The sequence below is a fragment of the Acinetobacter sp. ABJ_C5_2 genome, from assembly GCF_044538485.1.
In the GTDB taxonomy this organism is placed as follows: domain Bacteria; phylum Pseudomonadota; class Gammaproteobacteria; order Pseudomonadales; family Moraxellaceae; genus Acinetobacter; species Acinetobacter nosocomialis_A.
On sequence record NZ_JBIUCS010000004.1, the window covers coordinates 169,067 to 189,503 of the forward strand.

General features: G+C 37.5%; 19 protein-coding genes and 1 tRNA gene. 10 read left to right on the forward strand and 10 right to left on the reverse strand.

Translation table 11 applies throughout. The features are described 5' to 3' along the window. Positions 1-76: 76 nt before the first annotated feature. Positions 77-1,531, forward strand: coding sequence for a ribonuclease G (gene rng / locus ACH8JV_RS07710; protein ID WP_004712131.1), 1,455 nt, complete (start codon positions 77-79; stop codon positions 1,529-1,531). A gap of 141 nt (positions 1,532-1,672) precedes the next feature. Beyond that, a complete protein-coding gene (locus tag ACH8JV_RS07715; protein WP_002116397.1) occupies positions 1,673-1,846 on the forward strand; it encodes a PA1571 family protein in 174 nt (57 codons plus the stop codon). Positions 1,847-1,873: 27 nt separating this feature from the next. On the opposite strand, the gene ACH8JV_RS07720 is transcribed toward ACH8JV_RS07715, so the two are convergent. Further along, positions 1,874-3,259 (reverse strand): wax ester/triacylglycerol synthase family O-acyltransferase, encoded by a 1,386-nt coding sequence (locus tag ACH8JV_RS07720; RefSeq protein WP_343569632.1) that lies wholly within the window; start codon positions 3,257-3,259, stop codon positions 1,874-1,876. Positions 3,260-3,431: 172 nt separating this feature from the next. Then, the gene (locus ACH8JV_RS07725) at positions 3,432-4,166 is read right to left on the reverse strand and encodes a phosphoadenylyl-sulfate reductase (RefSeq protein WP_396520533.1); all 735 of its coding nucleotides are present in this window, start codon (positions 4,164-4,166) and stop codon (positions 3,432-3,434) included. A gap of 184 nt (positions 4,167-4,350) precedes the next feature. Between ACH8JV_RS07725 and thrH the strand changes: the two genes are divergently transcribed. Next, positions 4,351-4,968 (forward strand): bifunctional phosphoserine phosphatase/homoserine phosphotransferase ThrH, encoded by a 618-nt coding sequence (gene thrH / locus ACH8JV_RS07730; protein ID WP_396520535.1) that lies wholly within the window; start codon positions 4,351-4,353, stop codon positions 4,966-4,968. Between the two features lie 57 nt (positions 4,969-5,025). Here the strand turns inward: thrH and ACH8JV_RS07735 are convergent, their stop codons facing one another. Both ACH8JV_RS07735 and ACH8JV_RS07740 read right to left on the reverse strand, forming a co-directional pair. Next, positions 5,026-6,537 carry an OmpP1/FadL family transporter gene (locus ACH8JV_RS07735; protein WP_396520537.1) on the reverse strand — a complete coding sequence of 504 codons (1,512 nt, stop codon included), beginning with the start codon at positions 6,535-6,537 and terminating at the stop codon, positions 5,026-5,028. 598 nt (positions 6,538-7,135) lie between these two features. After that, positions 7,136-7,834, reverse strand: coding sequence for an NAD(P)H-dependent oxidoreductase (locus ACH8JV_RS07740; protein ID WP_396520539.1), 699 nt, complete (start codon positions 7,832-7,834; stop codon positions 7,136-7,138). A gap of 157 nt (positions 7,835-7,991) precedes the next feature. Between ACH8JV_RS07740 and ACH8JV_RS07745 the strand changes: the two genes are divergently transcribed. Continuing rightward, positions 7,992-9,026, forward strand: a complete 1,035-nt coding sequence (locus ACH8JV_RS07745) for an AraC family transcriptional regulator ligand-binding domain-containing protein (RefSeq protein WP_396520541.1) — start codon at positions 7,992-7,994, stop codon at positions 9,024-9,026. A gap of 42 nt (positions 9,027-9,068) precedes the next feature. On the opposite strand, the gene ACH8JV_RS07750 is transcribed toward ACH8JV_RS07745, so the two are convergent. After that, on the reverse strand, positions 9,069-10,061 hold the full coding sequence (locus ACH8JV_RS07750; RefSeq protein WP_396520543.1) for a fatty acid desaturase family protein: 993 nt from the start codon (positions 10,059-10,061) through the stop codon (positions 9,069-9,071). A 106-nt stretch (positions 10,062-10,167) separates the two neighbouring features. Continuing rightward, complete coding sequence (locus ACH8JV_RS07755; RefSeq protein ID WP_199999255.1) at positions 10,168-10,968, reverse strand: PaaX family transcriptional regulator C-terminal domain-containing protein; 801 nt, start codon at positions 10,966-10,968, stop codon at positions 10,168-10,170. Positions 10,969-11,312: 344 nt separating this feature from the next. Here ACH8JV_RS07755 and ACH8JV_RS07760 point away from each other — a divergent pair, with 344 nt between their 5' ends. The 4 genes from ACH8JV_RS07760 (at position 11,313) to hchA (ending at position 15,303) form a co-directional block, all read left to right on the forward strand. Continuing rightward, positions 11,313-12,131 (forward strand): undecaprenyl-diphosphate phosphatase, encoded by an 819-nt coding sequence (locus ACH8JV_RS07760; protein WP_017393864.1) that lies wholly within the window; start codon positions 11,313-11,315, stop codon positions 12,129-12,131. Between the two features lie 156 nt (positions 12,132-12,287). Next, a complete protein-coding gene (locus ACH8JV_RS07765) occupies positions 12,288-13,181 on the forward strand; it encodes an AraC family transcriptional regulator (protein WP_068936384.1) in 894 nt (297 codons plus the stop codon). 46 nt (positions 13,182-13,227) lie between these two features. Then, positions 13,228-14,226 carry an NAD(P)H-quinone oxidoreductase gene (locus tag ACH8JV_RS07770; RefSeq protein ID WP_396520546.1) on the forward strand — a complete coding sequence of 333 codons (999 nt, stop codon included), beginning with the start codon at positions 13,228-13,230 and terminating at the stop codon, positions 14,224-14,226. Positions 14,227-14,427: 201 nt separating this feature from the next. Next, positions 14,428-15,303, forward strand: coding sequence for a glyoxalase III HchA (hchA, locus tag ACH8JV_RS07775; RefSeq protein ID WP_396520548.1), 876 nt, complete (start codon positions 14,428-14,430; stop codon positions 15,301-15,303). Positions 15,304-15,316: 13 nt separating this feature from the next. On the opposite strand, the gene ACH8JV_RS07780 is transcribed toward hchA, so the two are convergent. After that, a tRNA-Arg gene (locus ACH8JV_RS07780) sits at positions 15,317-15,389 on the reverse strand. 313 nt (positions 15,390-15,702) lie between these two features. Between ACH8JV_RS07780 and ACH8JV_RS07785 the strand changes: the two genes are divergently transcribed. Next, entirely contained in the window at positions 15,703-15,957 is a 255-nt protein-coding gene (locus tag ACH8JV_RS07785; RefSeq protein ID WP_004705831.1) for a TIGR03643 family protein, read from the forward strand. 86 nt (positions 15,958-16,043) lie between these two features. Here the strand turns inward: ACH8JV_RS07785 and ACH8JV_RS07790 are convergent, their stop codons facing one another. Next, positions 16,044-16,184, reverse strand: coding sequence for a DUF2256 domain-containing protein (locus tag ACH8JV_RS07790; protein ID WP_077162469.1), 141 nt, complete (start codon positions 16,182-16,184; stop codon positions 16,044-16,046). Between the two features lie 4 nt (positions 16,185-16,188). Further along, positions 16,189-17,712 carry a cryptochrome/photolyase family protein gene (locus tag ACH8JV_RS07795; RefSeq protein ID WP_396520550.1) on the reverse strand — a complete coding sequence of 508 codons (1,524 nt, stop codon included), beginning with the start codon at positions 17,710-17,712 and terminating at the stop codon, positions 16,189-16,191. 289 nt (positions 17,713-18,001) lie between these two features. On the opposite strand from ACH8JV_RS07795, the gene nudC reads away from it, so the two are divergent. After that, the gene (nudC, locus tag ACH8JV_RS07800; RefSeq protein ID WP_396520552.1) at positions 18,002-18,781 is read left to right on the forward strand and encodes an NAD(+) diphosphatase; all 780 of its coding nucleotides are present in this window, start codon (positions 18,002-18,004) and stop codon (positions 18,779-18,781) included. A 96-nt stretch (positions 18,782-18,877) separates the two neighbouring features. On the opposite strand, the gene ACH8JV_RS07805 is transcribed toward nudC, so the two are convergent. Beyond that, complete coding sequence (locus ACH8JV_RS07805; protein WP_004885437.1) at positions 18,878-20,233, reverse strand: amino acid permease; 1,356 nt, start codon at positions 20,231-20,233, stop codon at positions 18,878-18,880. Positions 20,234-20,437: the final 204 nt, after the last annotated feature.

Here is a 20,437-nt window from a genome sequence, read left to right on the forward strand (position 1 = left end):
ATGAATAGTGGACAAAGCTACATTAACAGTCCCTCTGACTCTTTAATAAAAATTTTATAATGCTTTGAGTTTATGTATGTCAGAAGAACTACTTATTAATGTCACACCTATGGAGTGTCGGGTGGCATTAATCGAAAATGGAACTGTTAATGAGCTGTATGTTGAACGTACAGTGAAACGAGGACTTGTCGGCAATATCTACAAAGGTAAAGTTGTCCGTGTGCTTCCAGGCATGCAAGCAGCTTTTGTTGATATCGGCTTATCTAGAACAGCCTTTTTGCATATTAATGATATGGTTTGGCCTCGTTCACAGCCAACACCTAATGTTTTTGAATTACTTCATCCGGGGCAAATTTTAACCGTTCAGGTTATGAAAGATATGCTTGGTACGAAAGGCGCTCGCCTGAGTACAGATCTTTCAATTCCTTCTCGCTATTTAGTTCTTATGCCATATGGTAACCATATTGGTGTTTCACAGCGTATTGAGTCTGAAGAAGAGCGCGAACGCTTACGTAATATCATCGAAGGTATTCAGGCAGAGCATAATCTACCTGGTAGTGTGATTGTTCGTACTGCTGCAGAAGGCGTAGATGATGCTGAGATTGCTCAGGATATGTGTTATCTCAGTAAGCTATGGGAATATATTCAGCGTAAACAAGTTGATGTTGCAGTTCCTTCTTTAATTTTTGAAGAGCTACCACTACCACAACGAATTATTCGTGATTTGGCCAGTGAAGAAACTGCAAAGATTTATGTCGATTCGAGAGAGATTCACGGCAAACTGCGTGAGTTTGTAGATGAATTTGTTCCGAATATGCAAAGTCGACTGATTCACTACCCAGGTGAGCGCCCGTTATTTGATCTTTATAACGTTGAAGAAGATATTCAAAAAGCGCTACAAACACGTGTTGCCCTAAAGTCTGGTGGTTATTTAATGATTGACCAGACTGAGGCTATGACTACGATTGATGTCAATACAGGCTCTTATGTCGGTGGTCGTAGTCTTGAAGACACTGTCTTTAAAACCAATATGGAAGCGACTCAAGTCATTGCACGTCAGCTTAGATTGCGAAATCTCGGTGGTATTATCATTATTGATTTTATTGACATGCAAGAAGCGATTCACCGTGAAGAGGTGATGCGTCAATTTGAAAAAATGCTTGAACGTGATCATGCCAAAACCAAAATCACACAAGTGTCTGAACTTGGCTTAGTCGAAATGACACGTAAACGTACACGTGAATCGTTAGAACACTTGTTATGTGAGTCGTGCCCAACGTGTCAGGGGCGTGGTTTTGTCAAAACAGCGGAGACAGTGTGTTACGAAATATTTCGAGAGATATTACGATATACGCGTGCATTTGAGTCAACGAGTGGCTTTACTGTTGTTGCACATCCTTCTGTGATTGACCGATTATTAACTGCAGAAGCCCCTGCAGTGGCTGATTTAGAGCACTTTATCAACAGAGTTATTAAATTTCAGGTCGAAAATTTATATACGCAAGAGCAATACGATATCATTTTAAGTTAAAGTTGTAACAAGATATCGCTTAATCCTTGTTACAACTGAAATTTTACTTTCATTCATGAATTTTAAATACTACTTACGTACAGTAGCCCTAGACGTTCTCCCCATTTAAAACGTCTTAGCAAACAATAAGAGGTATAACCCATGAATGTAAGTGAAAACTTAATTAGCAACGGTCTTAAACATGTTTTAGAAAGCACGCCAGTAAATAGCTGCTATATGTTGAATGACCAAGGTAAAGAAGTACCGATCACAACTGCAATGATTCGTTCAGTATGTCATCAGTTGCTTAACCAGTGCCGCACAATTAAAAAATAAGGGGCCAATTCAAAGCCCCTTAATTTTTTAACTCGCTGAATGATGTTTCAGATGTTTCTCTTCAATAATTTCTTCAAAACGTTGAATCTCATCTTCAAGATGAGTTAAAAGGTTTTGCATTTTAGGTAAAGCATTTCGACATGCTGTTAAACCTACTTCCAGCTTATCTAAATAGCTCGTCATCGTAATATTGAGTGCTTGTCCATCCATGACAATAGAAGCAGGGTAGAGCGCATCTAATTTCGCACCATTCCAATAAAGTGGCTCACGTGGGCCTGGTACATTGGAAATGACTAAATTGAATGCCTGACGCTTAGGAAGCATCCCAGACATGATATTTAGACCTGCCGGACCATAAACCACAGCGCTATAGTTTAAAATCTCGTTTGCAGTCATGCGGCTAAAGCGTTGCTTTGAATTTTGCATACTACGACGAATAATTTCCAGTCGTTCTAGAGGTTGGTCTTTATGAGTCCCCAAATTCGCTAGAATCATCGTAATGCGGTTACTTACGTCAGAGTCATCTGTGCGTAGTGAAGCGGGCACCATCGCAATAAGCGGCTTTTTAGGCAAGCTGTTATGGCTAATCAGGTATTCACGTAGGGCACCCGAACACACAGCAAGTACGACGTCATTAATGGTTACACCAAGTGCTTTAGAAATCTTTCTAAGACGGCTTAATTCAAATGATTGAGCTGCAAAACGACGTGAAGCACTTACACGCTGATTTAAAATTGAAACGGGAGCCTGAAAAGTCGATACATAGTCGGGATTTTTCCCCATTTCTTTAAAAATAGTTTGTGATAACTCATGCATGACTTTAGGTGTAACTTCAAGCTGTGACTTGATGCCTCCTAAAATACTTTTGATTTTACTAGTACTCGGCTTTGGTACTTTTAAGCGTTTTGTTCTTTTACTTTCTACACACCAAAGTGGAACCACATGTTTTTCTTGTGGTGTTTTTGATAGCGATTTCTCAATTAAGCGCATACCCGCAACGCCATCTACCATGGCATGATGAATCTTAAAGTACATCGCGAAACGATTTCCTTCGATCCCTTCAATAATGTCACACGTCCAAAGAGGCTTTGCTCGATCAATTAAAGAGCTGTGCTGCTGCGAAATATACACCAGTAATTCACGGATTCGGCCAGGGTGAGGCAGGGCAATATGACGGAAATGGTGATCGATATCGAATTCTTCGTCTTCATCCCAAAATAAACCATTCAAGCGGTTATTAAAGGGTGGGACAGGAATACTTTTTGATTGGCGAATTTCTTCTACTAAATCACGAACAAAAGTTTCAGGGGCGTTTTCAGGAATTTCAAATAAAAACAATCCGCCAACATGCATCGGTTGTTGTCGTTTTTCTAGTGATAGAAAAATAAAATCAATAGGGTGTAATGGACGCATAACTCGTTGTGCCTCATGCTTTTTTCTAAGAAGCCCTTAACTGAGCTCTTATTAGAATTATAGAACCGTAAAATTTAGTATATAGCGTTTATTACAGATTAAATATGACTTTGTGTACGAGATATAACTGTAAAAAAAACCACTGATTCATCAGTGGTTTTTTTATACCAGACTATTTTTTTAAGTTGCCTGCATGTAAGCCACATTCTTTTTGTGTTGCTTCTTCCCACCACCAACGTCCTTCACGTTCATGTTGGTTTGGAAGTACTGGACGCGTACATGGTTCACAGCCAATAGAAACAAAACCACGCTCGTGTAGAGGGTTGTATGGAATTTCCATCATACGGATGTAACTCCACACATCGGCGCTAGACCAGTTCGCAAGCGGATTATATTTAATGAGTTGCTTACCTGGGCCTGAGAAACCAGTATCAGCTTGTACCACTGGAATTTCCGTACGGGTACCAGGGCTTTGATCTTTACGTTGGCCTGTAATCCAGCCATCTAAAGTTGCAAGTTTCTTACGTAAAGGTTGAACTTTTCGGATACCACAACATTCTTGGTGCCCATCTGTAAAAAAGCTGAATAAACCTTTTTCATTCACCATGCTTTGTAGAGCTTCAGATTCAGGAAAGCAAATCTCGATATTAATATTGTAATGCTTACGCACAGTTTCAATAAATTGATAAGTTTCAGGATGCAAGCGCCCAGTATCAAGGCTGAAAACACGGAAGGGTTTACCTAAACGTGAAGCCATATCAATTAAGACTACATCTTCTGCTCCAGAGAACGAAATTGCGATTTCACCTTGTTGGCTTAATGCAAGCTCTAAAATCTCACGTGGGCTTTTAGCTGAATATTCAGCCGCGAGAGCATCAACGATATCAATAGTCGGAATAACGGTCATGGGTGTTCCTGGCAAAAGGCTTGGGCGCATTGAGTTATGAAAAATATTCTAAAGGATAGTGAATAAATTACTTAGCACTTTAATTTCGATCCTTATGAATAAAATTGATTTGATCAATAACAGCGCAAATCTGAAAATCTTAATGGTATGATACAGCAATTTTTAACCAACGTTGGAAGCATTCATGGAAATCGTATGCCTAGATCTTGAAGGGGTTTTAGTTCCTGAAATCTGGATCAATTTCGCAAAAAAAACAGGGATTAAAGAACTAGAAGCAACAACTCGTGATATTCCAGATTATGATGTTTTAATGACTCAGCGTCTGAATATTTTAAAACAACATGGTTTAGGCCTAAACGACATTCAAGAAGTTATTGCCGAGATGGGACCGCTACCAGGCGCCAAAGAGTTTGTTGAATGGGTGAGCAATCATTTCCAACTGGTGATTTTGTCCGATACTTTCTATGAGTTTGCTCATCCTTTAATGAAGCAATTAGGTTGGCCAACAATTTTCTGTCACAAATTAGAGACTGACGAAAATGGCATGATTACGGCCTATAAACTACGCCAACCAGATCAAAAACGTGAATCGGTTAAAGCGCTTCATGGCTTAAATTTCCGTGTAATCGCTGCTGGTGACTCTTATAACGATACAACAATGCTTGGTGAAGCTGATCATGGCTTCTTGTTTGATGCACCTGCAAATGTCATTGCTGAGTTTCCACAGTTCCCAGCAATTAATGGCTATGATGCACTAAAAGACGCAATCCGTTCAGTTTCGCAGCGTAATATTCCCGCTTAAGAATGGGCAATAAAAAAGGCGCTTTAAGCGCCTTTTTTATATGAATGAGTTTGACACTTAGAATTTATAACCAAGTTTTAAACCATAAGCGATCGCGTTGTTGTCAGAGAACTCTGCAACATATTGATCGCTACCAGCTTGGGCACCAGTTTGTGCTTTAGCATCACCCAACCAGAAGTATTTCACACCACCAGCAATAAATGTTTGTGGAGTAGGACTATATTGAAGACCTACACCTACGTTCCAGTAACCTTCTGTTGGGCCTAATGTAGTTACAGGGTTACCTGCACCAGAGTCCCAACCTACAGAGACATTACCTGCCCATTTTTCATTGAGTTTACGACCTACACCAGCATTCACTGTCCATTGATCGTCTGAATATTCAACCAAGTTAAAGCCATTTGGACGACCAACAAGACCGCCTACAGCTTCTGAAACTTTACCGAACTTATATGGTTGAATTGAGAAATCTTTCCAGTTCACCCAACGTACGTTAGCAAATGCAACAGTATTCGCCATGATTCCTGTTTGTAAATCAAGGTTAACAGACTGTGGAGTAGTAATTGTAGTTTTACCAGAGGTGTTAATTGCTTGAAGTTTAGATGCTGGAACATCTAAACCACCAAGTACTGAAGTAAGACCAGGGAAGTTTAATATAGATAAGTTTTCATCAATATTCATTTTATGATCAATTTCAGAACGATAAGTAACAGATGCTTTAAGTGCAATTTCTGGAATCTGATAAGCAGCACCTGCTAACCAACCAGCACCTGTAGTTTCTTTGATATTTGCATCATAACCATTATAAAGGCTATAAGCTTGACCACGTAAACTTACATTACCTTTAACTGTTTGTAATACAGGACCTGCGTAGAAATTGAAGTTTTTAGTTGGTTGATAACCAAATACAAAAGATAAGTTCTGTGTATCAACTTTAACTTTAGTTCCACCGCGTCCTAAATAATTGTTTGCAGCATTAATAGCAGTTTGGGTGTTTTGTAGAGCTGTTAGTCCTGCACCTACAGTTGTATTTCCACCTTTAGCAACTTGTTGTAACGCGCCTAAGATCTCTGTTTGAGTCGGTTTTGTAGGATCACCGCCAGTAGTACTCGTCACAGCTATAAGAGCTGGTGTAAATGCTGATCCAGATGCTTGAACTAACTTCTGAATTGAGGTGGTTGCTAAGTCACCTAATGCCTTTTGACTTAAAATAGTATCAGTGCCTGGATTCGAAACGAATACATTGTTACCTGAATATTCTGCATCTGCTCCAAATGGTTGGTCATAGAGCAAACCGAAAGAGAATTTATCGTTAAGTTGTAATTTTAATGCTGCACTAGGAAAGTAGTAATCATTGCCCATATCGTCAATATTACGACGTGTTGTGCTTGATCCTGCTTCTTTACCTTCTACAGTTGGATCTAAAATAGAAATACCTGCTTCAAAATAGTTACCCGGTTGTAAGAATGCAGACATCGATTGTCCAGAGCGATCCAAAGCTGCTGCGAAAACCCCAGTTGCAGGCAGCGTTGCTAAAATCATTGCAGTGCTCAGATGTTTTAATTTCATTTTAATCTTTCCTTGAACTTCAAGACATTTTTTTAAAAGTAACAGAGTTAAACCGTTTAAACTGTGTTGCTTTCAAAGCTTTTAATTACAAGTTTCAAAGCTTTGATAACTCCATGTAACAAAAATAGCATAATTACACTAAGAGTAAATCTGTTATATGAACTGAAGAGTACTCACTTTTTATACAAAAAAAGTCAATAAAGGATGAAATATGAAGGAATATTTACATTAATAAACCAATTTAAATAACTGATATTTATATTTTTTATCTATTATTAGTAAGCTTTGTTTTTATGACATTTTTGTCATAAATTCAAAAAAAATGGTCAAAGATTTTTTTGTAAAAATATGAATTGATTGGTTATGAATTGAGTATTAGTTATCATTTTTACTGGATAAGTCTAGTTTCTTTACATGTGTATATTATTGATTAAGTTTTATATTCCTAAATACCCAGTGAAAATTGAGCAAATTTTTTGACCATTTGATCAATTTTTATAAGGGTTTAATTACTACTTCTAATTCTCTATAACTTAAAAGAATAACCAAAAATGAAAAATAGGTCTGGTTATTCTACTTTTAGAGCTAAAACATAGCATTAAAGGGGATATAACTTTTCATCAAATTCTTCAAGTTTGGGAAACTTTAAAGGTTCGAGCTGGTCGAGGTGAGTAAGGTACGTTATATAGTCCTCAAGAATGGTTTCTCGGGCTTCTTGGCTAATATAAGGTACATGATAGGCAATGAATGGTGGAAGAACTTCAAAGCCAGTATAAGCTAAGGTACCGCGTTGAATAGGTGATAGATAATGCTCTATTGGTCCGTGAATAGAGTTCTCGCCAAACATATGCATTCTACCGCCCAGTGTTAAAGAGAGCATCGCTTTTTTACCCGCCATACCGCCATGGTTATAAAAGCGCTTTCCGCCATAAAAAAGTCCTGAAACGAATACGCGATCAATCCATCCTTTTAAAATGGCTGGGACAGAGGTCCAGTAAAGAGGAAAGTTTAAAATGATCAAATCTGCTCGTTTTACCTTTTCAATTTCCGCTTGAATATCAGATGCTAAAAGGTTTTGCTTGATGGCATTACGTTGTTCTAATGCGTAGTTGAAATAGTCGGGCTGATTGAGTTCTAAAAAATCCTCTTTAGAAGCTACAGGGTTGAACTGCATTGCATACAAGTCAGAAACTTCTACATGATGACCCAACTTTTTAAAGGTTTGCTGAGCTGTTGTTTTTAATGAAGCTGTAAAAGACTGTGACTCTGGATGAGCATGAACAATCAGGATATTCATAAGGTGACCTGTATTCTTTTCAGAAATTGTGTTGTCTAGTGTGATTCACTGGATTCTATTTTGAACAACTATGCATCAATTTAAAAACGTGGCATAGTTCATGAACTGACAGTTTTTACCATTCGACGCCACAATTATGATTGCTAATGGACCACGCATGAATCCAGAATTACCTGGAACTTATATTAATTTATTAGTCGATATGGTTAAGCGCTGGAATATCTCTGGTGATCAGCTTCTAAATGGAAGTAGCATAACATTAGAACAATTAACCAAACCTTATTGGTATGTTGAATTTAATGCTTTAAACAAACTTCTTGAACGCGCTATTGAACTCACTCATGAGCCAGCATTAGCGGGTTATTTGGCTTTGGAAATGAAAGCATCTTGTTATGGTTCGGTGGGTATGGCGGCCATGGTCTGTGCCAATTTAGAAGAAGCCCTAAAAACACTTGAACAATTTATTGGATCACGTTGTGATGCATTTAAGCCAGAGTTAAAACAAGAACAAGATTATATTTACTGGACTATACGCCAGCCTTTGAAAGCTTTTCAGTTGAGTTCAGATGCTACTATTTTTTTGTTATTAGGTTTTGTTCAAATCGCGAAGCATCTAACAGGATTATCTTCTTTAGGTACCGTTAAGTTAAATATGTCTGAACCCGTCGGTTTTTCAAAACTAAAAGAAGAATTGGGTGTAGATTGTTTATTTAATGAAAAACATAATGCCTGGATTTTTCCAAAAAAATATTTATCGCAGCCTATCCTAACAGCCGACCCGATGCTTGCACCTTTACTAAAAGCACAGTGTAAAAAAGATATAGATAAACTGAAGTTACGCAGCGGATGGAAAGCAGAAATTAGTCACGTAATTAAAAAATTATTGATGAATAATCAGGGAGAAATGTTAAAAGTTAAGCAAGTCGCTCAAATAATGAATATGTCAGAGCGTAGCCTGCAACGATATTTGGCAACCGAGAATACAAGTTTTTCAGCATTAGTTGATTTAACTCGAAAAGAACATGCGCATAATCTTTTAGAAAATAGTGCAACATCAATTGAAACTGTGGCCTTAAGTTTAGGTTATGCAGATACATCCCATTTCACCCGCGCTTTTAAACGCTGGATGGGAGTGACACCGAAGTATTATCAAATTCAGTTAAAACTAAAAAATTTAGAGATACGTGAATAATCTAGAAGACTACAAATTTGAAAGTGGTCTTCTAAATATGCATTAAGTTGATGATTCTTGTTTTGATGAAAGTGAATGAATCACTTCAAAATAGCTAGGCGGAACTGGAACATGACCACGTTCTCTTAGTACTTTGTGCATACGCGGTAATTTAAAATATGGCACAGAAGCCATTAAATGATGTTCCATATGGTAGTTTACGCGGATTGGTGCAACAAAACTTCTCGCAATCCATCCAGCTTTGGTTGTTCGAGTATTGGTTAAAGCAGTATTGCTGGTTTGCATACCAGCATGTTCTGCCATAGAGCGAATACGTAAAAAAAGTGGGAATGGGGTTAAATAAGCCAGAGGCCATAACCAATAAAAACGTTGCTGACCAAATGCTTTTAGAACACCATAAAGTGCCAGATTGGTTGCAATAGCGCCTGTACTATTTTTTGCAATACTCTTTGCATAGTCCGTGAAATTTTTATGACTGCGGTCTAACCAGATTTGATCATTGGCAACAGTCCATTTCATGATATCTAGATCCATTAAAACTCGACCTAAGCTAAATTTTAATCCAGTCATACCTGTTAAGTCGCGTAAGAATTTACGAGTCAGAGACTTTTTACTGACAGGAAAACCAGCAACTAAAGAAAGATCTGGATCATCTGGAGTAGATGTTTTTGCATGGTGACGAACATGATGTACACGATATTTTTGAAGATCATTCCAGATGGGGCGGGCGCATAGCCATTCACCGACGAAATCATTTATTTTCTTATTTTTGAACAGACTTTTGTGAGACGCATCGTGCATTAAAATTGCGAGACATAACTGACGACCCGCCAAGATTGCTAAGGCAAGCATACATGCTAATAATTTACCCCAACTTGGTAAGTAATCCCACATCATGATTAAGCTGGCGAATGTTCCACCAATAACAGCCCATGTACTGGCAACAGCCCAAGCACCATAGACATCTGAAGGTTCTGTAAGCTCTTGTATTTCTTCTCTACTAAATAGGTCCGTAACACTTACCTGTGTATTCATTTTTATTCTCCCAAATTAGAGTTCGGTATCTATATTTTATATTACAACTATAGTCATAAAAATTTAAAAAGTGAAATATTTGTTTGTAAAAAAATAAATCAGATGACTATAGATTTAATTCTTGTTCATATATTTTTTTCCAAAGTTTTTGGCCGATTGCGTCTAGCTGTTGTACATCTTGAGCAAATTGATTACGCGCAGACTCATTTACAAATGGTGTTGGTAATAGGGGGTCATTCATGAGCAAAGCAATCGTTTCCCTACCTAAAAGAAGGGCTTTAACTGCTGCATCATTTAAGGAGAGGTGAGTATAGTTCTCAAGCCAGTGTGTGATATCTCGACTATACATTTCATAATTTTTTTCGAGTTGTTTGGTATCCCATAAAGAAAAAATTTGCTTAAGCGTTGATGGCTCGAAGTGCTGAATAATACAAATTTTTGCTTCTTTCTCTAGTCCCGCTAGAACAAGCTCCTCACAGGTTTTTTCAAAACTATAAGCTAAATTGTCTGGGCGGATGTAAATACCCGTTTCTAATTCTTTAAAACCAAATTGACGCAGCACACGTTCACGCTTTTTAAGAGCAGTTCGGTCTATACGACCTAATGTGCCTGTAAACACAGCAAGATAATGCTGCTGCCATTCTTTAGTTTGTTTAATACCATTTTTACGATTGAGAATTACTTTTGCCCAATCTTTCGTAGAAGGGGAAAGTTGATAGATTCCGCGTTCTACGCTTTCGATCATTCCTTCATTTAACAAACGAGTTGTCGCAACTCGAATACCATTTTCACTTAAGTTAAACAGTTTGGCTGCCACCAAAATTTGTTTAATACTCAGCTGAGGGTACGCAGAGGAAAGAAAGAGATCGATAATCAGATGACGTGCGTTGATTTTAGTATTTTTCATTCTGTTTAAATTTTAAATATAAATGACATATGCTTGAAATAATATCATGTTTATTTGATGTTTTTAGATGGTTTGTTGGATTGCTTGAGCGTGAGAGCTTTTATTTATAACTAGAAGACGATTTGTTATTGATTAGATTTTATCTTTTTACGATAGTTAACCTAAGTTTGTCATAATGATGTGATACATTATTGCACTTTAAATAATCGGCCTTTAATTAAAGGCAATAACCAAAATGCTAGAAATGATCTGATATTGAACATGAATTAGGCCAAAGTGTTGGTTTATCCATGATATAAAACAAATTTTTAGACCTTTCTAGTGATTAACTTTTTGAGCAAGTGATGGAAAATTTTGAAGTTATAAAAGCACTATTTCTAGGGTTTGTTGAAGGTTTAACTGAATTTTTACCAATTTCCAGTACTGGCCATTTGATTTTATTTGGTCATATTATCGATTTCCATTCAGATGGTGGTCGTGTATTCGAAGTAGTGATCCAGTTAGGTGCTATTTTGGCAGTGTGCTGGTTATATCGACAAAAAATTATTAACTTGATTAAAGGCTTCTTTAGTGGCGATGTAGAGTCGCGTCATTTCGCTTTTAGTGTATTAATTGCTTTTTTCCCAGCAGTGATTATTGGTGTTTTAGCCGTCGATTTTATTAAAAGCGTTTTGTTTAGCCCAATTGTGGTTGCGATTGCCCTCATTGTCGGTGCACTCATTATTTTCTGGGTTGAATCTAAACAGTTTGAGCATAAAACATTAGATGCGACAAAAATCACTTTTAAACAGGCACTTTTAGTCGGCCTTGCTCAATGTGTTGCGATGATTCCAGGAACTTCTCGTTCAGGTGCGACAATTGTAGGCGGGATGTTTGCAGGTTTATCACGTAAAGCTGCAACAGAGTTTTCGTTCTTCCTTGCAATGCCGACCATGTTAGGTGCTGCTACATTTGACTTAATTAAAAATGCTGATGTGTTGACCTCAGACAACATGATTAATATTGGTGTTGGTTTCGTTGCAGCATTTATTGCAGCTTTATTTGTAGTAAAGGCACTCGTACTTTTTGTTGAACGTCACACTCTACGTGTATTTGCTTGGTATCGTATTGTGCTCGGTGTCATTATTTTGATTGCAGCAATGTTCTTTAACTTATCTGCTTAATAGTCAGACTAAGTGAAAAAACCTAGATCTTCTAGGTTTTTTTATGCCTAAAAATAGCTTTAACTTGCTTGTTTATACAAAGTACTACCAAGAAACTCTTTTTCCTTTTAGTTTGATTGATATAGTAAATCTTAAATAGCCCGTAAAAATAAAACGATGCAACAGAATGATTTGATGAAAAGTTTGGTAGAGGCTTTTTTATATTTAGCTCCTCAAGAAGGGCTATACCCCACTTATATTTCAAATATCACCCTTATGAGGGTTGATCATTCCACACAGCCTGTCGCTGTATTACAAGAGCCTTCAATTGTTTTAGTCATACAGGGCGTAAAGCGTGGATATATCGGAAAAGAAACTTTTCAGTTTCAACAAGGCCAGTGTTTACTTATCTCGATTGCTATTCCTTTTGATTGCGATACGTTGGTTGAAAATGAACCGATGCTGGCAATTGCGATTAAGTTTGAAGCACAAATGATGGCTGATTTAGCCACTAAAATGGATAAAGAGCAGCAGTCATCCATAGATGAGCTTGAAAAAAGAGATATAAAGCTCAGTTGTGGTTTAAATATTATAGATATGAACGCGGCAATATCTGAGGTTGCTTTACGCTTATTGAATTTACTTCGTTCTAAACAAGATACCGCGATATTGGGAGAGCAGATAAAACGAGAGCTTATTTATAGGGTTTTACAGGCCGGTAGTCGTGATTTAATCGAAAATCTTTCGGCTATGATAAGTCGAAATAGTGTGATTTATACAATTTGTGAAATTATTCAAAGAGATTACTATCATAATTTAACGGTTCAGGAACTTGCTAAACAAGCAGGAATGAGTGTCTCTCTTTTTCATCAAGCGTTTAAGAAAGTCACCAACTATTCTCCATTACAGTACATCAAAATTACTCGATTACATAAGGCACGTGATTTAATCTTAAATAATCAAATGGGTGTTGCGGAAGCTGCCTATCAGGTAGGGTATGCAAGTGCCTCACAGTTTAGTCGAGAGTTCAAACGGCTGTTTGGAGTTCCACCTAAATCTTCAATGAATTAAAGTAAATCAATACATTTAAAATATAAACCAAACATGGAGCATATCAATGAGTCTTCCAACAACTATGAAAATTGTTGAAATTACGGTTCCCGGCGGACCTGAGGTCTTAAAACTTCAAGATTCAGATGTTCCAGTTCCTCAAGCAGATGAAGTGTTAATTGAGGTAAAAGCTGCTGGAATTAACCGCCCAGACGTATTGCAACGTATGGGCTTATACCCAATGCCAAAAGGTGTTACGCAAATTCCAGGACTGGAAGTCGCTGGGGTGGTAGTTGCTGTAGGTGAACAGGTGCAACAGTTCAAAGTTGGAGACAAGGTTTGCGCTTTAACCAATGGTGGCGGGTATGCAGAGTATTGTGCTGTCACTGCAACTCAAGTATTGCCAATACCTGAAAATCTAACATTTACTCAAGCTGCTGCGATTCCGGAAACATTCTTTACAGTTTGGGCAAACCTGTTTGATATCGGCTGTTTAAAAGAAAACGAAACAGCACTGATTCATGGTGGTGCAAGTGGTATTGGGACCACAGCTTTAGCGATTTGCCATGCTTTAGGGATTAAAACTTTTGCTACAGTTGGAAGTGAAGATAAAGTTGCAGCACTCTCTAACTTAACGACTACAATTAACTATAAAACCCAAGATTTTGAGCAAGAAATTTTAAAACACACCCAAGACCAAGGTGTTGATGTGATTTTGGATATTGTGGGTGGTTCGTATTTCTCGAAAAACTTAAATCTATTAAAACGCGATGGCCGACTTGTGATTATTGGTTTTATGGGCGGTCGAATTGCAAAAGAATTTGATTTACAAAAACTGATTTTAAAACGTGCAACCATTACTGGCTCAACTATGCGAGCACGTAATAGCCAAGAAAAAGCCCAGATTGCTCAGTCATTACATGAACATGTGTGGCCGTTATTAGCGCAAGGCAAGTGCTTACCGCAAATCTATAAAACCTATGATTTTTCAGATGTACAAAGTGCCCATGCATGTATGGAACAAGGTGACCATATTGGAAAGATCGTTTTAGAGATTAATACCTAATTTAATCTGTGACAGTTTAGGTGAACGTCATGTTTGCCTAAACTGAAATTTATAATTATTGATTGTGCCTATTTCTCTATAAAAATTGCCAAATTCTATTGGCGTGTTGCACCAGTTTCTTGTTCTGAATATACATTTACTAAGAAATAATAACTGGCTTAAAGCTGTTATTTCGTTCTTCAATTCTAAAGGATGGTAACAATGAATACCCCAGCATCAAATGATAAAAATCCGACTCCAGATTTGGCAGAAGATAATGCATTCTTCCCATCACCATACTCACTGAGCCAATATACTTCGCCTAAAACAGATTACGACGGTACGACCTACCCAACGCCGTATACGGGCAATAAAAAGGTCTTAATGATTGCAACTGATGAGCGTTATATCCAGATGCAAAACGGTAAGTTTTTTTCTACAGGAAACCATCCAGTAGAAATGCTTTTGCCGATGTTTCATTTAGATAATGCGGGTTTTGAAATTGATGTTGCGACACTTTCAGGTAATCCAGCCAAGCTTGAAATGTGGGCAATGCCAAAGCAAGAGCAGGTGGTATTAGATACTTTCCAGAAATATGCAGATAAACTAAAAAATCCGCTAAAACTTGCCGATATTTTAGAAAACGTAGTTAGCGAAAATTCTCCATACGCAGCTGTATTTATTCCGGGTGGGCATGGTGTTCTAGCTAAGATTCCACATAGCTTAGATGTCAAAAAAGTTCTGAAATGGGCAGTTGAACAAGACAAATTTATTATTACTTTATGTCATGGACCAGCTTCGTTACTTGCTGCGGCGGTAGATGAACAGCCTGAGAATTATATTTTTAAAGATTATCAAATTTGTGTATTCCCTGATTCATTAGATAAGGGGGCAAATATTGACATTGGTTATATGCCGGGGGCTTTACCGTGGTTAGTCGGTGAGAACCTTGAAAAACTTGGTGTGAAGATTTTGAACACTGGTATTACAGGTCAATGTCATAGAGACCGTAAATTGCTAACAGGCGATAGTCCGCTTGCTTCTAACAATTTGGGCAAGCTTGCAGCTGAAACGTTGCTGGCTGAAGTGAAGGATTAAGTTATTCAATATGTGCGCCCTGCGGGACTCGAACCCACGTCGGTCGCTTAGGAGGCAACTGCTCTATCCAGTTAAGCTAAGGGCGCATAATTTAATGATTATAAACGAAAAAGCTATTGCCAAGGCAATGGCTTTTTTCATGTTTTAGGTATTAAAAATTTTGCCATAGTGGTCAATAAAAAGTTAAACCACTCAAAGGTTTTAGAACTGTTTATGTCTTATATAAAAAATAGAGTTTATAAAGCAAAAAAATCACAAAAAATTCATGTTTGCCTTTCTATGATCTGAAGCAAAACACGAAAACATTCAAAGCAAGCAATCGGGTAAGTGAAGCTATTTCCGAAAGGTAGTTTGTTAAAGAATCAGATTTGGTTACAGCATAATTTAAAAGGGCATAACATGAAAAAAATTGATGAACAGGACTTATCTAGAATTATTGAAATGGCATGGGAAGATCGAACCCCATTTGAAGCAATTGAGCGAGAGTATGGCTTGCGTGAAAGTGAGGTTATTCGTTTAATGAGATACAATTTAAAATCGAGCAGTTTTAAACTCTGGCGCAAGCGTATGGCAGGGCGTAAAACTAAGCATCAGCAATTACGTTCACCAGAAGTTGAACGAGCTTACTGTTCTCGTCAGTATAAATATGCGTAAAACTATCAAATATAATCAATTGAAAGACAACTGATTCAACAATGAAGAGTAGTGTTGAATCAGTGAAAAAAAATCGCGTGAAATATTTACTTATTTGAGCGAGCCTGTCGTTTACATCTTTCAGAGCAATATTTTACTTCTTCCCAGCAACGCTCCCATTTCTTTCGCCAGTCAAAAGGGCGTTGACAATAGACACATATTTTCTGGGGTAGATGCTGTTTTTTCATGATCTTAAAGCTCATCAAGTTGATGAATAAGTAACTTTGCATGCTGCATGACAGAAGCTTTATCTTTCATACGATCAAGGTTTTTGTAGACCATAGCCATTCTGGGATTTTGACGAAATATGGCCTCATGCTGGCTCATAAAATACCAATACAAGCTGTTAAATGGACAACTGTCTGGTTCAGTTTTTGTTTTGATGTTATATGTACAGTGCTGACAATAATTTGACATTTTATGTATGTAATTACCTGATGCAGCATAGGGTTTACTTGCCATGATGCCGCCATCTGCATACATCGCCATGCCTAAAGTATTCGGTAATTCGACCCATTCATAAGCATCTACATAGACAGCTAAATACCATTCGCAAATTTCTGATGGATTTACACCTGCTAAAAGCGCAAAGTTACCTGTAATCATTAAACGCTGAATATGGTGAGCATAGCCATGTTCAAAGGTATTTCTGAAACACTCGGCCATACATGCCATTTTTGTATCACCCGTCCAGTAATATTGTGGCAGCGGCGTGCTGGCATGAAGGGTATTTTGATCGCTATAGTCAGGCATAGATAACCAATAGATTCCACGCACATATTCTCGCCATCCTAATATCTGACGAATAAATCCTTCTACTGCATTTAAGGGGGCCTGTCCGTTGTAATAGGCTGTTTGGGCAGCGTCACATATCTCTTTTGGTAATAACAATCCACAATTTAAATAAGGCGAGAGCAGACTATGAAACATAAAGTCTGAACCATAAACCATGGCATCTTGATAATCGCCAAAGTGGGGTAGGTTGTTAGAAATAAAATGGTCTAAAGCAAGCAAGGCATTTTGACGGGTTGTTGCCCATTGAAAGGAATTGAGATTGCCGATATGTTGAGAAAATTCTTTCTTGACCAGTTGAATAACATCTATATCAATTTGATCATGCTCAAAGGCTAATTTTTGTGGCAAAGGTGGATTGCCTGACCACGCTTTTCGATTGGCTTGATCAAAGTTCCATTGCCCACCTATGGGTTGTTGGTCATGCATTAAATAGTGAGTTTGCTTGCGCATTTCTCGGTAAAAGTATTCCATTCTTGGCGTTTTATATTTGTTCGCCCATTGCTTGAATTGTTCTACGGTACAAAAGAAGCGATCATCTTCTAAACAAATAACAGGTAGTTTTAGCGAGTTAGCCCATGAAGTATCGATTTCATGCTGTAAGCGATACTCACCACATTGGGTAATGACGAGAGTATTCGCCGAGAAGTGTTGCTGCTGCAAAGCAATAAAGTCGACTAACTTTTTTATATGACTTTCGCGCTTAAATGTGTGATAACGGATTTTCCAGCCCTGTGCTTTTAATTCTTTTGCAAAGTGCCGCATTGCACTAAAAATCAGCGCTATTTTTTGTTGATGATGAGCAACATAAGATGTTTCCTCAAGTACTTCAGCCATCAAAATAATGTCTTCATTCCGGTTTAAATACTTGAGCGTTGCGAGTTGGTGATTTAATTGATCACCCAGAATTAAACCAAATCGCATATTTTTGCTTCATGAAATGGGACTAAAACTAGTCTAAATTTTCAGAGATCAATTTTATGTGAAGCAGTGCTTCTAAGTTCATCACTGGTCAGTTAGCTATAAAGTCATAGATATAACTTAAAAGCATAGTATGCGTGAATAAAATGTGATTTTAATCAAAAAGATACAAATTAAATAAATTGAAGGTATTTGCCAATATGCGTAAGATTTTTGAAAAAATATGTTTTAAGTCTGATCTTTTTGAAGGAGCTGTAGAGGCCGTCGAAAGGTTCTTCACTCGAGTATATAAATGGATACCAACAACCTTCCTATTGCTTATATTTTTCAGCAGCAACAACTTTTGGTTGATGCGAATTTTAATTTGCCTTGCCTTCAACAGCAGGAACATGATTTACATATACAAGCAGACCCTCAAGTAATAGCAAGAGATTTCCAAGAAGGTGAACCTATACCAAATGGATATCAGTTCATATCGATTCGCCAACTCTTGCAGTATTGGACTAAACCGCAGTTTGAACAGGCGAGTCGTGCTTTTCAGTTACTAGAGTGGCGTCGTAATCATCAGTTTTGTAGTCGTTGCGGACATAAAACCCAGCAGCATAAGACTGAATATTCTATGACTTGTCCTGCATGTAATTTTAGTCAATATCCTAGAGTTAACCCTTGTGTGATTACTATTATTACACGTGGAGAGAACGAGATTTTGCTGGCAAAAAATGCCAGAAATACGAGCCAGATGTACAGTTTAATCGCTGGCTTTGTAGAGGTAGGGGAAACCTTAGAAGATGCTGTGCGACGTGAAACATTAGAAGAGGTTGGATTACACATTAAGAATATTCAGTATTTGGCGAGTCAACCATGGCCATTTCCGAGTAACTTAATGTTGGCCTTTAAAGCCGAATATGAAGCGGGCGAAATTGAAATTCAGGAGAAAGAGCTCAGTGATGCTCAGTTTTTCAAATTTGATCAGTTACCCGAAATACCATTTAAAGGTAGTATTGCGCATGCAATGATTATGCACGCTATTCATGGCACACCTGTGGCTGATGATACGAAACATTGGCTCTAAACAGATATCACTATAAAACTTTAATCTTATCGTCTTACACAAAAAAGCCATTGTCTAGACAATGGCTTTTTTATGTTTTAAGTACAAGCGTTCAGATTATTGTTCTTTAGCATTCAGTACTTTAAACAAAATAAACATAAGAACGATCCAGATTGGAATCATCATCACTGATTCTTTAAAGCCTTGGCTCCACATGATGTAGAGTACAACAGCAATGAAACCTAAAACCAAATAGTTACTAAATGGTGCCCAAAGTGCAGGGAAGTGAGTTTTTTGACCGAGTTTTTTCATTGCTGATTTAAACTTAAGGTGAGTCATACTGATCATCGCCCAGTTTAATACCAATGCTCCAACTACAATGTACATTAAGTGACTTAGTGCATTTTCAGGTACAAAGTAATTTAAAAGAACACAGCCAAAAATGAGTAATGCAGATAATAAAACTGCTGGTACAGGTACACCTTGTTTATTTACTTTCTTGAAAATTTTTGGCGCATTACCTTGTTGAGCTAAACCGTAAAGCATACGGCTATTGGCAAACATCCCACTGTTATAAACAGAAAGGGCAGCGGTTAAAATAATAAAGTTAAGTAAGTGTGCAGCCCAACCAATACCCATTTGACTAAAAATCATAACAAATGGACTTTTATCGAGACCGCCAAGGTCTAATTGGTTCCATGGCACTAATGAAAGTAAAATTGCCAATGAACCGATATAGAAAATCAAGATACGGAAAACAACTTGGTTAATTGCTTTTGGAATGGTTTTTTTCGGATCTTTTGCTTCTGCTGCAGCCATACCAATCAGTTCAATACCACCAAAGGCGAACATCAAGAAAGCCAACATGTAGAACAGGCCACTAAAGCCATTTGGAAAGAATCCGCCATGTGTCCAAAGGTTGCTAAATGAAATGCTTGAACCTACATCTGCTGTAAATAGCAAATATAGTCCAAAAACAATCATTGAGATAACCGCAACAACTTTAATAATAGCGAGCCAGAATTCGGACTCACCATAAAATTTGACGTTTGTTAGGTTAATTGCCGTAATCACGACAAAGAAAAATAAGACAGACGTCCACGCTGGAATATGAGGCCACCAATAATTAATATATTTGGCTACAGCAGTAAGTTCGCTCATTGCGACCAGAACGTAGAGTATCCAATAATTCCATCCAGCTAAAAATCCGGGAAATTTACCCCAATATTTATAAGCAAAATGGCTGAACGATCCTGCAACAGGTTCTTCAACAATCATTTCTCCTAGGTGGCGCATAATTAAAAAAGCAATTAAGCCACCAATGGCATATCCTAAAATAATGGATGGTCCCGCAGATTGAATCACTTGCGCCGAGCCTAAAAATAATCCGGTACCAATTGCTCCACCCATAGCAATTAATTGGATATGTCGATTTTTTAGTCCTCGTTGCAGTGTAGAAGATTCGTTGGTCAAAGGTCTTCACTCACTATGAATAAGTAAATTATTCTAATAGATGGATTTATTTTAGCCTAGACTACAAATTAACAAGCGGTGACTGAAAAGTAACACTAAAAAATATTTAAAATCATTAACTTGCTTTTAATAATTCAAAAATGATTGAAAAATATTCTAAAAATATATTTTTTGATAGACTCTTTTTTTCATGATTTTGCTTAA

Excerpts from the sequence above, each read along its gene's own strand:
- thrH (WP_396520535.1), top strand. The coding sequence starts at position 4,351 with ATGGAAATCGTATGCCTAGATCTTGAAGGGGTTTTAGTTCCTGAAATC.
- ACH8JV_RS07740 (WP_396520539.1), bottom strand. The coding sequence starts at position 7,834 with ATGAATATCCTGATTGTTCATGCTCATCCAGAGTCACAGTCTTTTACA.
- rng (WP_004712131.1), top strand. The coding sequence starts at position 77 with ATGTCAGAAGAACTACTTATTAATGTCACACCTATGGAGTGTCGGGTG.
- ACH8JV_RS07755 (WP_199999255.1), bottom strand. The coding sequence starts at position 10,968 with ATGAAAAATACTAAAATCAACGCACGTCATCTGATTATCGATCTCTTT.
- ACH8JV_RS07785 (WP_004705831.1), top strand. The coding sequence starts at position 15,703 with ATGAAAAAAATTGATGAACAGGACTTATCTAGAATTATTGAAATGGCA.
- ACH8JV_RS07750 (WP_396520543.1), bottom strand. The coding sequence starts at position 10,061 with ATGAATACACAGGTAAGTGTTACGGACCTATTTAGTAGAGAAGAAATA.
- ACH8JV_RS07715 (WP_002116397.1), top strand. The coding sequence starts at position 1,673 with ATGAATGTAAGTGAAAACTTAATTAGCAACGGTCTTAAACATGTTTTA.
- ACH8JV_RS07745 (WP_396520541.1), top strand. The coding sequence starts at position 7,992 with ATGAATCCAGAATTACCTGGAACTTATATTAATTTATTAGTCGATATG.
- ACH8JV_RS07770 (WP_396520546.1), top strand. The coding sequence starts at position 13,228 with ATGAGTCTTCCAACAACTATGAAAATTGTTGAAATTACGGTTCCCGGC.
- ACH8JV_RS07795 (WP_396520550.1), bottom strand. The coding sequence starts at position 17,712 with ATGCGATTTGGTTTAATTCTGGGTGATCAATTAAATCACCAACTCGCA.
- ACH8JV_RS07735 (WP_396520537.1), bottom strand. The coding sequence starts at position 6,537 with ATGAAATTAAAACATCTGAGCACTGCAATGATTTTAGCAACGCTGCCT.
- ACH8JV_RS07760 (WP_017393864.1), top strand. The coding sequence starts at position 11,313 with ATGGAAAATTTTGAAGTTATAAAAGCACTATTTCTAGGGTTTGTTGAA.
- ACH8JV_RS07720 (WP_343569632.1), bottom strand. The coding sequence starts at position 3,259 with ATGCGTCCATTACACCCTATTGATTTTATTTTTCTATCACTAGAAAAA.
- hchA (WP_396520548.1), top strand. The coding sequence starts at position 14,428 with ATGAATACCCCAGCATCAAATGATAAAAATCCGACTCCAGATTTGGCA.
- ACH8JV_RS07790 (WP_077162469.1), bottom strand. The coding sequence starts at position 16,184 with ATGAAAAAACAGCATCTACCCCAGAAAATATGTGTCTATTGTCAACGC.
- nudC (WP_396520552.1), top strand. The coding sequence starts at position 18,002 with ATGGATACCAACAACCTTCCTATTGCTTATATTTTTCAGCAGCAACAA.
- ACH8JV_RS07725 (WP_396520533.1), bottom strand. The coding sequence starts at position 4,166 with ATGACCGTTATTCCGACTATTGATATCGTTGATGCTCTCGCGGCTGAA.
- ACH8JV_RS07765 (WP_068936384.1), top strand. The coding sequence starts at position 12,288 with ATGCAACAGAATGATTTGATGAAAAGTTTGGTAGAGGCTTTTTTATAT.